The 10,248-nt window shown below is 64.7% G+C and carries 11 protein-coding genes; 2 read left to right on the top strand and 9 right to left on the bottom strand.

Annotation, left to right across the window (positions count from 1 at the left end):
- Positions 1 to 143: 143 nt before the first annotated feature.
- The 9 genes from VGH98_20235 to VGH98_20195 all read right to left on the bottom strand — a co-directional run bounded on the left by VGH98_20235 (position 144) and on the right by VGH98_20195 (position 8,030).
- Positions 144 to 1,031, bottom strand: a complete 888-nt coding sequence (locus VGH98_20235) for an SDR family oxidoreductase (GenBank protein HEY2378318.1) — start codon at positions 1,029 to 1,031, stop codon at positions 144 to 146.
- Between the two features lie 226 nt (positions 1,032 to 1,257).
- Positions 1,258 to 1,977 carry a BPL-N domain-containing protein gene (locus VGH98_20230; protein ID HEY2378317.1) on the bottom strand — a complete coding sequence of 240 codons (720 nt, stop codon included), beginning with the start codon at positions 1,975 to 1,977 and terminating at the stop codon, positions 1,258 to 1,260.
- A gap of 125 nt (positions 1,978 to 2,102) precedes the next feature.
- Positions 2,103 to 3,026 (bottom strand): NADP-dependent oxidoreductase, encoded by a 924-nt coding sequence (locus VGH98_20225; protein HEY2378316.1) that lies wholly within the window; start codon positions 3,024 to 3,026, stop codon positions 2,103 to 2,105.
- A 65-nt stretch (positions 3,027 to 3,091) separates the two neighbouring features.
- A complete protein-coding gene (locus VGH98_20220) occupies positions 3,092 to 3,427 on the bottom strand; it encodes a gamma-glutamylcyclotransferase family protein (GenBank protein ID HEY2378315.1) in 336 nt (111 codons plus the stop codon).
- A gap of 27 nt (positions 3,428 to 3,454) precedes the next feature.
- On the bottom strand, positions 3,455 to 4,045 hold the full coding sequence (locus tag VGH98_20215) for a Clp protease N-terminal domain-containing protein (protein ID HEY2378314.1): 591 nt from the start codon (positions 4,043 to 4,045) through the stop codon (positions 3,455 to 3,457).
- Between the two features lie 6 nt (positions 4,046 to 4,051).
- Positions 4,052 to 4,330: a TM2 domain-containing protein gene (locus VGH98_20210; GenBank protein ID HEY2378313.1), complete on the bottom strand. Its 279-nt coding sequence runs from the start codon at positions 4,328 to 4,330 to the stop codon at positions 4,052 to 4,054.
- Positions 4,331 to 4,482: 152 nt separating this feature from the next.
- Positions 4,483 to 7,212 (bottom strand): ABC transporter permease, encoded by a 2,730-nt coding sequence (locus tag VGH98_20205; GenBank protein ID HEY2378312.1) that lies wholly within the window; start codon positions 7,210 to 7,212, stop codon positions 4,483 to 4,485.
- Positions 7,205 to 7,558: a PadR family transcriptional regulator gene (locus VGH98_20200; GenBank protein ID HEY2378311.1), complete on the bottom strand. Its 354-nt coding sequence runs from the start codon at positions 7,556 to 7,558 to the stop codon at positions 7,205 to 7,207. Before VGH98_20200 ends, VGH98_20205 begins: the two co-directional genes overlap by 8 nt.
- A gap of 79 nt (positions 7,559 to 7,637) precedes the next feature.
- Positions 7,638 to 8,030, bottom strand: a complete 393-nt coding sequence (locus VGH98_20195) for a hypothetical protein (protein HEY2378310.1) — start codon at positions 8,028 to 8,030, stop codon at positions 7,638 to 7,640.
- A 118-nt stretch (positions 8,031 to 8,148) separates the two neighbouring features.
- On the opposite strand from VGH98_20195, the gene VGH98_20190 reads away from it, so the two are divergent.
- Entirely contained in the window at positions 8,149 to 9,801 is a 1,653-nt protein-coding gene (locus tag VGH98_20190) for a tetratricopeptide repeat protein (GenBank protein ID HEY2378309.1), read from the top strand.
- 105 nt (positions 9,802 to 9,906) lie between these two features.
- Complete coding sequence (locus VGH98_20185) at positions 9,907 to 10,146, top strand: hypothetical protein (protein ID HEY2378308.1); 240 nt, start codon at positions 9,907 to 9,909, stop codon at positions 10,144 to 10,146.
- The last annotated feature ends 102 nt before the right edge of the window (positions 10,147 to 10,248 follow it).

Raw genomic sequence — 10,248 nt, 5'->3', positions numbered from 1 at the left:
AAGGGCGCGTCGAGAAGGGCGCGTCGAGAAGGGCGCGTCGAGAAGGGCGCGTCGAGAAGGGCGCGTCGAGAAGGGCGCGTCGAGAAGGGCGCGTCGAGAAGGGCGCGTCGAGAAGGGCGCGTCGAGAAGGGCCTGAAGATACGTTAGGCGGGTGCGTCAGTGGTCTGACGGGCGAATTCGTCCACTGACGTCAGGTGCTCACCAAACCTCGTCAGCGTGTCCGTCATGTCGATTGCGTCGCCGCGAGCGTAGCCGATCATCAGAGCCGTAAACGACTGCTGTAACGGATCCGTCGCTCCAGCGAGTTGTGCTTCGAGCGCTGCTTCGGGCACGGTGTCGACCGTGAATGCGCGTCCGCCAGCCTGTTCGAATCGGCGCACGACTTCGCGTGGACTCAGTGCCTCCGGTCCGCCAAGCTCGATCGTCGCATTGTGTGCGGCAGGGTTATCGAGACAATCGACCGCGAAGCGCGCGACATCCTTCGCCGACACGAAGCTGATCTTCGCCTCGCCGCTGCCGAAGAGCTGCGCGCGCGCGTTCTGTGGATCGAAACCGAGCGCGGGACTCAGCCACATTTCCATGAAGAAGCTGGGGCGAAGAACGGTATACGTCATTCCACTCTGCGCGAGACTTTGCTCGACCTTCCGCTTCGCCGTTGTCAGGGGGCACTCCAAGTCAAAGTGACCCGAGTAGGAGACATAGACGAACCGTCGTACGCCGGCCGCGCGTGCCGCCTCCACGAGCTCGAGCTGGCCGTCCTGATCGACCGACGGGATCGAATCTCCCGGCTGCCTCGACGTCGTCGTGGTCGCGGTCGAGATGACGGCTTCTGCGCCACGACATGCCTCATCGAGTGAGGCGCGGTCCTTCAAGTCCCCTTGAACGAGCGCGACACCAAGCGTTCGCAGTTGCTCAACTCGTGAGTGGTCCGCCGTTGGCCGCACGAGGGCGCGCACGGATCGGTTGCGGGTCGTGAGGAGCCGGCAAATCTCGCTGCCCAACGCGCCAGTCGCACCGACGACGAGTATCATGAGAGCTCCTCGTATGAGATGTCCGCGGGAAGACCATCCGCTGCGGCGCTCGATCATAACGTCGGTCGTCCCGGACAGCTAGTTATGTTAGGCAGCACGTCAGGTAGCAACGGCTATCGTTCTCTCGGTGGATCCTCGCGAGCGGCCTCCTGATTCTCTAGCCGCTCGGCAATTACACGCGACGCGAGCGCTTGCTCGCGCGCCTCACGCGTTTATGGCGCGGCCGCTAATAGTGTTTCAGCGGCGTTGCGTTGAGCGCGGCGGTGATCAGCGTGGCCGCGTACGCTCGGGCTGCGGTACCGGAAGTGCTGAAGCGCAGTCTGTCGCGCCAACTGTCCGGCGCTTCGGGATGCGTTCCCAACAGCATCACCCATCCATTCCCGAACCGTCCCTGCGCGACGGCCGGAGTGCCGTCGGCATACTTGGCGACGAATTCGCCCCAGCCGGTGAGTTGCGGGCCGTCTTCCCAGTATTGCTCGAGCGGCGACGAACCGGCGATCGCTATTTGCAGCGCAGCTTTGCGTATACCACGAGCTTCGGCGAGATAAAATGGGAAGCTCACGCCGGATGTGAGATTGAGGCCGTTGTACGGAGAATTCCCGGCGAAGAACGCGCCCGCGCAGATCCCGAGATAATTCAGGCCGCCATGCACGGCGTTACGAACAGTCGCGACCGCGACCGGCGTTAGGCTCGTTCCGATCTGCACGAAGTCTCCGCCGGGAACAATCAACAGCCGGTATGTCTGAAGCTGCGGCGTAGTCATTGCGCCGAGTTGCCGCGAGCTCGCGGTCGCGTAGCTGAGATGTGCGTCGCGCAGGATCCTCTCGACGGCCGCGACGTCGTTCGCGTTCGTGCCTCTTCCATCGAAGAGGAGAATGCTCGCCGGGCTCGGGTCGTGTCGACAGGCGATCGCGAGAAGGCACGCGACGAGAACTTTGGAATACATGTCGTGTCGGTCGACGTCCGTGATTCCTCGCGAAGCGCTGTCGCTGGGCTACCGCGGTCGCACGCGCGGCGGGAAGATAACTCGCTACGCTGAGATCGGTGGTGCCAGTTGGGAACGCGCGGTCCTCAGGCCACGCTCAACACAATCTTGCCATGCTTGTGCGGCGCACCGCCGAGCATCTCGTGAGCACGAGATGCCTCTTCCAGCGGGAGCACGGTGCCCACGTCGGTAATGAGCTTTCCCGTATCGAATAGTTCACTGATCTCGTTCAGCCGTGCGGTCGTCACATCGACAACAAGATACGCCGCTCGAACGCCATACTGCTTCTGTAACGGCTCGGGAACAGGTGACACGGCCGAAACGAGTATGCCCTTTCGCTTCAGAACGCGAAGAGATCGTCGTTGCGTCTCACCCCCGACGGTATCGAGGACCACATCCACGCCAGTCAACGACTCCTCGAATCGCTCTGTTTCGTAGTCCACGACTCGCACAGCGCCCAGTTTGGTGAGGTACTGCCGATTCGCGGCGCGAGCGGTCGCGATGACATGAGCGCCAGCCTGGCTGGCCAGTTGGACGGCATAGGCGCCAACGTTGCCGGCGGCGCCGAGGATGAGCGCGGTCTGGCCGCGAGTCAATCGAGCGTAATCGAAGAGCATCTGCCAAGCGGTGACCGCTACAATCGGAGTCGAGGCCGCCTCGACGAAGTTTAGTGTCTTTGGCTTTTGCGCAATCCGTGTAGCCAGAGGCACCGCGTACTCTGCGTATGCCCCACTGAATTGCTCGTTGGTCGCGCCGTACACTTCGTCGCCAACGTCGAATCCTGAAACGTCCGCGCCGATTGCTTCGACGGTCCCCGACAGCTCGGCACCGAGGATGAGCGGTAACGGTTGGAGTTGAATCTTGCCCTCACGAATGAGGGCGTCCCAATTGCCCACGCCTGCGGCCTTCACGCGAACCAGCAGTTGTCCAGCACCGGGTTCCGGGCGAGGCACATCATCATTTGAGATCACACTCGGTGGACCGAATCGGAGAACTCGTGCTGCTTTCATGGAGTGACCTTAGGTAAGCGGCTGTCCCAAAAGGCGCGAAGTCCCATGAGAGGTGGAGACTCGCATCAGCGTGGACGCTCGGTATAGACCCATGCGGCGCGTCCTGATGCGAGGCGCGTCAGAACTCGCTCATATTCGCCTGGCTCATAGGCGTCGGCTGTCGCAAGCTCCGAATCGGCGACGTCGAAAACCATGCCCGGTGTTCGGTCTTCACCGTTGCCGGTGTATCGGACCATCGCCTGACGAGCGCCATTCGCGAGGGCAAAGCCAGCGTCTGCTACCATCACCGAGACGCATGCGTAGCCGGGAAGCTCGTCGGCGGATCCGTGCAGCTGACGACCAAAGAGTTTCTGCTGAACCGCTGAAGCGCGAAGCGTCCCGTAGGAAAAAAGCAGCGGCATTGGATGGCAAACTACGCGCGCGAATACTCACTGCGACTTAAGGAAGTTCACGGCTTCGTCCACGGTAGAAAAGATCTTCGTCACGAGCGCGTTGTTGTCATACCGGACAACGACTCGGATGCTGACCGGCGACGCACCTTGTGACGACGGCGGCGTTGCAGCAACCGACGACAACTCGGTGCCAAGAATGCGCAACGTTTCCGCGCGCGCGGCGTCGAGAGTCACGCCCGCATAGATGAGTACCTGCGCGGCGATTCCCTTCTCCTCACGCAGCAAGCCGAGGAGAAGATGCTCCGTTCCGACGTACTTGTGATTGAGCTGGCGCGCTTCGCTCATAGAAAGCTCGAGCACCTTCTTCGCGCGCGAGGTGTAGGGAAGATCCGGCCCAATCGTCGAAGCGGCTCTCCCGCGTTTGACCACTTCCTCGATTTTCTGCTGAATCTCGCCGAGCTCCGCATTGAGATTCTGCAGAATGGTCGCCGCGACGCCCTCACCTTCCCGGATGAGGCCAAGCAGGAGATGCTCGGTCCCCACGTACTCGTGTTGAAGACGTACGGACTCTTCTCGCGCCATCGCGAGGACCTTTCTCACCCGCTCGGTGAAACTGTAGCCGTCCATAGAGGCTTACGTCCATTCGGTGATCTTTCGACCGTCGCCGTCGCGCAAGCTGCCCGTGAGAATCAGAATCATATCGACGAGCCACCAAATCCCGAACCCGCCGAAAGTCAGTAGCTCGAGAATACCGGTACCGATCTTCCCCGCATAGAAGCGGTGCACGCCGAAAACCCCAAAAAAGAAGCACAGCAGGAAGGCGACAAGAATGCGCTTTTCCGAGGTGTCCGCATTGGCCACCGCTGGCTGTACGGTGCCGCATCGCGGGCACACGAGCGCAGTCGATTCCATGACCTCGCGGCAGTTTGGGCAGATCTTTACTCGATGAGTGACGGGAGCTGTCATGGGGAAGCGAAGTTGAGGAGCGCATCCGTTGAGCCGGGAAACGCTAAAGTGCAGAACGACGCCGCGCCTGTCCACGTCTCTCCATGGCGCTCCGGGACTTACTCGGCCCGCAACGCCTCTGCGGGGTCGACTCCCGCCGCTCGCCGCGCCGGCACCCAGCTCGCCACGGCCGCAATGACGAGCAGGACCAGTGTCGATCCGATTACCGCAACCGGATCCCACGGCGCGACACCGTAGAGGAAGCTCCGAATCGACCGCGACGCCACGTTGAGCAGCGCCAGCCCGATCGCCGCGCCGGTTATAGCAAGCACTAAACCATGCCTCGTCATCGCCGCGGCCACGCGCCGCGGGGACGCGCCGAGCGCAATCCGAATCCCGAGCTCGCGCCGGCGAAGGGTGACGAGGTAGGCGAGCACGCCATACAAGCCGACGGCGCCGAGTATCACCGTGATCAGTGCCGCCGCGCAGAGGATCAGCGTCGTGAACGCGAGGCGCGCGGTGGAGGCGCGGACGACCTCCGTCATCGCCCGCGTGTCGAACGCGGGGAGCGTCGGATCCATGTCCTGCACTATGCGCTCCGCCGCGGTGATGATCGACCCGGGATCGACAGACGTGGTACGGATCGCGATCGCGAGCTGACGCGTGATGTGCTGCCTCACGCTGTCATCGCGCACGAGCTCTGGGAAGTACACTTTCATGGACGGTGGAGCTGCCAGCGAAGTGTCCCTCAGGTTGCCGACGACGCCGACCACGGTGGTCCATGGATCGCTCGGGAGCGCCTTGAAGCGTTTGCCTAACGCCGCTCTGCTGGTGGAGTCGTGCCAGAAGAATTGTGCGGTCTCCTGGGAGATGAGCGCCTCGTTCTGTAGCTGGCGGTCCCCGGGGTAGAAGCGGCGGCCGGCGACCAGGGGAATGCCCATGGTCTCGAGAAAGTCGCCACCGATGCTCGTGAAGTGTTGCAGTGGCGGGAGCTTGGTGTTCCACTGCGGATCGCTCTCGGGATAGATCGGGTTGGGGTTGAACGCGCGAGGCGTGAGGGGGATGCTCGAGGTCATTCCGACGCTGCGCACGCCCGGGAGGGCGAGCACGCGGTCGAGTAACGTCTGGGTGAAGCGCATGACCTCCGCGTTGGTCGAATAACGAGTCCTGGGGAGGGCGACCCAGAAGCTGGCGACGTGGTCGGGCTGGAAGCCGAGGCGCACGGCATGGAGCGCCTGGAACGATCGCAGGAGCAAGCCGGACGCGGTGAGGACGAGGATGCCTAACGCGATCTGTGCCGTCACGAGCGCGCTGCGGAGGCGCTGCTGCCTGCGATTCGTGGTGCCGCCTCGTGCACCTTCGCGCAATGCGACGGCGCCGGTGATGATGCGAAGCGTCGGAATGGCGCTGAAGCCGATCGCGGCGAGCGCGGTGATCGTCGCGGCGAACGCGACCACCCGTCCACCGATCTCGATCTCCGCAAGGCGGGGGATGTCCGCCGGGCCGCGGTTCACCAGCAGGTCCACGGCGCTCCAGGCGAGGCCAAGTCCAACGAGACCGGCGCCTAACGCAATTACCAGTGATTCGGCAAATTGATAACTCACGACGCGCGCGCGGCCAGCGCCAAGGGCGGCGCGGACGGCCAGCTCGCGCTCGCGCGCGTCGAAGCGGACGAGGGCGAGGGTCGCGACGTTCACGCCGGCGACGAGGAACAGCAGCGCGGCGGCGGCGCCCATGATCCAGAGCGCACCAGCGATCTCGCCGGTAATGTCCCTGGTCAGGGGCGTCAGCACGGGCACGGGCTTCGTCTGCTGCATGATCTGCTGCTGGGTGATGCCGGGCACGAACTTGGGATAGAGCTCGATGACGCGCGGCAGCACGGCCGTGAAGTCGCGCTGTGCGTCGGCGAGCGTCACGTTAGGCTTGAGCCGCGCGACGCCGGTGTAGCCGAACGCGGTCGGCGGCGGATTGACGGGATCGAGCTGGAGCGGGATCCAGAGCTGCGTTTCTGGCGTCGGGAAGCGGAATGCCGGCGGCATGACGCCGACGATCTGGCGCCTAACGCCATTCACGTCGAGGGTGCGTCCGATGATTGACGCGTCGGCGCCGAAGTGGGTGCGCCAGAGGGCGTCGCCGATGACCACGACGGCCGTCGCGCCGGCGCGGTCCTCCTCTTCGTTGAAGACGCGGCCGCGCGCCGCGGGGATGCCAAGCACCGTGAAAAGGCTCGCCGAGGCGTCCGCCGAGGTGACGCGCTCCGGTGGAATGGAGGAGCGCTCGTCACCGACGTTGACGGCGCTTTCGTCGTAGATGCCGATGCCCTCGATGGTGTGCGCCTGCGTGCGGTAGGTGAAGTACGTGCCCGGCGACTGCTGCACGTGGTAGAGCGAGATCGGCGCCATGTCGTGCCACGCTCCGACAAGCCGGTCGGGATCCCGGAAGGGGAGCGGCTTAATGAGAATTGCGTCGATCACGCCAAAGATGGCAATTGTGGAACCGAGTGCGGCGACGAGAGTGACGATCGCGGTGAGGGTGAACGCGGGCGCCCTGCCTAACGAGCGCACGGCGTGACGGAAATCCTGCGTGACGACGTCGACAAGGCGCGTGAGCCGTTCACGCCGACGGCGGTGGCGGTCGACGGCGGCGAGCTCGCGCCGGGCGGCCACCAGGTCGCCGAACTCTGTCTCGGCCACTCGGCGCGCCTCGGCGGCGTCCATCCCCTCACCCACGAGATACCGCGTCCGGCTTTCTATATGGAATGCCAGCTCGTCGTCGACGTCCTTCTCGACCGCACGGCCGGGGACACGCGGCAGTCGCCGGATCCCGGGAATACGTGGCTCGTTAGGCATCGGCGCCCTCCCAGGCCTTGGCGTTCAACACGCGAAAGAGTCCCTCGGCATACCGCGCCAGTCGCTTCGACTCGGCGCGCAGCTCGGCGCGGCCGCGCGCGGTGAGCTGGTAGTACTTGGCGCGGCGATTGTTGTCGGAGAGTCCCCAGTCGCTTTCGACGAGACCACGGTCCTCGAGGCGGTGAAGGGCGAGGTAGAGCGCCCGGTCGTCGATGCTGAGCCGCTCGCCGGAAGTGTCCTTGACCCAGCCCGCGATACCGTAGCCGTGGCGCGGGCCCCAGCTGAGGGTCTTGAGGATCAGCGCATCGAGCGTCCCACGCAGCAACTCGTCGGCTTCTCTGGGCACGACATCTCCCCGGAGGTTCTCCGGGGACTATGGGTCACCGGACTCCGGCTGTCAAGCGACGTTGCCTGCGGACGATCTGTCAGGCCTCTCGATTGCGGAGCCGGGCGGCAAGGATCTGGACGCGCTCGTTGAGCTGCGGATGCGCGACGAGATCGAAGTTCGACAGCACGAGCGGGTCCGACACGTCGCGATCCTTCTCCAGATCGTCCGCGACCCGACGCGCCAGCCTGGGCCAGTCCGCGACGCCGACTGGTCCGCGCGGCCACCCGTTGTTCCGCGCGTCGATCCAGCCGTCCCAGAAGGTGAGCGCGATGTGGAGGCGCCCGAGCTCGGGCGCGGTGCCTTTCGGAAACTCGTGCTCGATGCGGTCGAAGCGGCGGCCGATGGCGTCGTACCGCTCGGCGTCGTGGTCCGCGGCATTCGCGCGCAGTTCGGCGACGAGCATGTCACGCGCTGAGGCGTAGGTTAGCATTATCTCATGGGAGCGGAGTGGGTTACGCCAATCTAGTGGCAAGGTGATATGCGAGCCATCCGGCGCTTCCCGCAAAAGAGTGCTATGTTCGAGTCCCCTGAGGAGCCACGAGGACGCCATGTCTATCGACCGTGCCGCGGTTGCTTCATTCCTGGTCGTTGCTCTCGCCGGTGCACCCGCTCACGCTATTCAGGCGCAGCATGACGGTCATCGAGCTTCCGCCGCGCAGCAGGGTACAGGGGCGTCGCTCGGCACCGTCGTCTTCCCAAACTCCGGCGCGGCGGCGGCGCAGGCGTCTTTCCTTCGCGGTGTCGCCTTACTCCACAGTTTCGAATACACTGAGGCCGCCGAGGCGTTTCAGGACGCCGAAAAGACTGACAGTGCGTTCCCGCTTTCATATTGGTTCGAGTCATTCACGAACTCTCACATCCTCTGGAGTGAGGACGATCCCACCGCGGCGCGCGCTGCCCTCGCGAAGCTCGGCCCTACGGCTGCCGCGCGTCTAGCCAAAGCCAAAACCGATCGCGAGCGCGCATACGGTGCCGCGATCGAAGCATTTTACGTGGACACGTCGCTCGGCGTCCGCTCGCGCGCCTTTGCCGACTCGATGCGTCACCTCACTGCGCGCTACCCGAACGACCTCGAGGCGGCGGCGTTCGCGTCGCTCGCGATTCAGATCGCCGACCCGCGTGGCGACAATCGTGAGCAGGCCATCGCGCTCGCCGAGCGGGTCGTGCGCGAGAGCCCGAACCATCCGGGCGCGGTGCACTATCTCATCCACGCGACGGACGCCCCCGCGTACGCAGCGCGCGGGCTCACGGCGGCGCGCGCGTACGCGAAGGTTGCGCCCGAGTCCGAGCACGCGCAGCACATGCCGTCGCACATCTTCTTGCAACTCGGATTGTGGGAGGAGGCGGTTGCGTCGAACGAAAAGGCATGGAAGGCCTCACGAGATTGGGTGAAGCGACGCGGCGCGTCCGGCGCGGACCTCGACTTCCACGACCTGCAGTGGCTGCAGTACATGTACCTGCAACAGGGTCGTTATGCACTCGCGCGCTCGATCACCGACACGGCGCGCGCGGTGTTGGCGGGCGTCGACCTCAGCTCTCCGAACGACGTCGACGCGCAGTACGTCGCGTTGACGCTCGCCTTCCAGTACGGCGCCGACGCCTGGGATTGGCGCGCGATGCTAGGCGTACGTGAGGTACCGATGCCTGGTCCGTCCGCCTCACACCGCGCGCAGTTCTTTGCCTTGAACGCGATGTATCAGCGGGCGATCGCGGCGGCCGTCGCCGGCGATACGGCAACGGCGTCGAAAGCCGTCGCGAGGTTCCGTGCGATCGTCGACTCGGTCGCGCCTAACGTGCCGACCTCCATCGTCGTGCGCGCGCGCGAGATCGAGGCAATGATTGCGACGAAGCGCGGCGATGGCGAGCGCGCGATTCAGCTCCTGCAAGAAGCGTCAGCGATGGAGGGCAAGTTTCTCTTCGTGGGCCCGCCGTCGGCCCTCATTGCGCACGAGTTGCTCGGCGACGCGCTCGTCGCCGCCAAGCGGCCGGCGGAGGCGGAGGTTGCATATGAGCAAGAGCTCAAGCTGACGCCTAACCGCTCGGCAGCTCTGCTCGGCCTCGCGCGCGCTCGTGCGGCGCGCGGCGACAGCACCGGCGCCGCCGAGGCCGCGCGTCGGTTGCTCGCGAACTGGCACGCGGCTGATGCAGACCTCGCGGCGCTTCCGGAAGTTCGGCGGATTGCGCTGGCGTCGACGAGATGATGTTTGGGAAATCTCCGTTCTCGCATAGCCCATCACATCATCGAAGGCAGTGACCCGTGTCCGCCAGTCCAGCATGTTCGCCGGCGCGGCGTCCTGCATGTGCCAGTGAAACTCCGGATTGTTCTCGCCGACGGCGACGAGGCGATCGGCCTGCTCGAAGGGCAGTGGTCGCAGCAGTACAGCGTCGACGGCCGAGAAGATTGCCGTGTTGGCGCCGATGGCGAGCGCAAACGTCAGCGCGGCCGTCCCGATGAGCCCTGGATTGCGACGGAGCCCGCGCATCGCAAACCGCGCATCGGCCGCGGCGTCTTCGAGCCACCGCGTGCCGCGCCGATCACGATGTAGTTCTTTTGTATTCTCTACACTTCCGAATGCGACCAGCGCGCGCCGGCGTGCCTCGGCGGGCAGCATGCCGCGTGCGATGTTCTTCGTCGTCTCACTCTCGAT

This window comes from Gemmatimonadaceae bacterium, assembly GCA_036496605.1.
Lineage (GTDB): Bacteria > Gemmatimonadota > Gemmatimonadetes > Gemmatimonadales > Gemmatimonadaceae > AG2.
Note: the sequence above shows the minus strand (reverse complement) of the source record. Positions and strands in the feature narration are given on the sequence as shown.